Raw genomic sequence first — 1,234 nt, forward strand, 5'->3', positions numbered from 1 at the left:
CTGCTCAGCTGCTTTTCACCTACAGTAAACTGATGTCTGAATGTGAAACATTCAAATTAGTGCCAAAAGCAAAAATTACCCATTCATGCCAAATCTATGATGCCGACTTCAGTGCTGATAACCTCCATGTGGTGACTACCAGCTTTGATAAAAGAGCGATCATCACAGGCCAGAAGACCGATGGATCATGGGAAACAAAAGCTACCATTGACCATAAAACTTGTTTCTTATCAGCCACCTTCACTACCGATGGCCGTCAAATGGCGACCGTCTGTTCCGATCCCATGGTGAAAATCTGTGGTCAGGACGACGATGGATCATGGAAAGTAAAAGCCATTATTTACCATAAATCGCCGGTCATCTCAGCCACCTTCAGTGCAAATGACCAGCAACTATTGACCGCCTGTGTATATGGAACATTGAAAATCTATGAACAGGAGACTGATGGATCATGGGAAGCAAAATACACTATTCACCACAATGCTCTGGTCACGTCGGTCGGCTTCAGCGCCGATGCCAATCATTTGTTTGTCTTAACTGATGATAAGCATGATAAGAATGCAACAATTTATGGTCTGGAACACGATGGCACATGGGGAGTAAAAACCACTATTTACCATAATGATTCTGTCAGCTCAGCCACCTTCAGCGCCGATGGCCGCTCTTTGGTGACCGCAAGTTTGGATGGCACGGCGAAAATCTATGGCCCGCAGGCCGATGGATCATGGGGAGAAATGACCACCATTACCCATAAAAATGCGGTCAAATCAGCCTCTTTCAGTCCCGATGACCGCCTTGTGGTGACTGCCAGTCTGGACAAAACTGTGAAAATCCACGAACGGCAAACCAATGGATTATGGGAAACAAAATACACCTTTTGCCAAAATGCTTGGGTCTTGTCAGCCACCTTCAGCGCCGATGGCCACCATATAGTCACCACCGATTGCCTTGACACGATAAAAATCTACAGCCTGCAGGCGGATGGATCATGGGAAGAAACAGCCAGCATTACCCATGAGCGTTATGTCCTCTCAGCCAACTTCAGTCCCGATAGCTGCCTCGTGGTGACCGCCGGTGATGACAAAGCGGCGAAAATTTATGGCCTTGGGCCCGATGGGTCGTGGATAAAAAAAGCCATCATTTCTCACGGGCCGGTGATCACCTCAGCCAAATTCAGCCCCGATGGGCGAAATGTCGTGGCCGTCTGTGCAGATTACACGGCGAGAATCACTGA

1 protein-coding gene is annotated in these 1,234 nt (G+C 47.9%); it reads left to right on the top strand.

Annotated elements, in window-relative coordinates:
* Window positions 1-32: 32 nt before the first annotated feature.
* Window positions 33-1,234, top strand: a 1,202-nt coding sequence (locus KDK16_RS11810) for a WD40 repeat domain-containing protein (RefSeq protein ID WP_257276270.1), incomplete at its 3' end; no start/stop codon positions are given.

The organism is Endozoicomonas sp. SESOKO4, assembly GCF_024606275.1.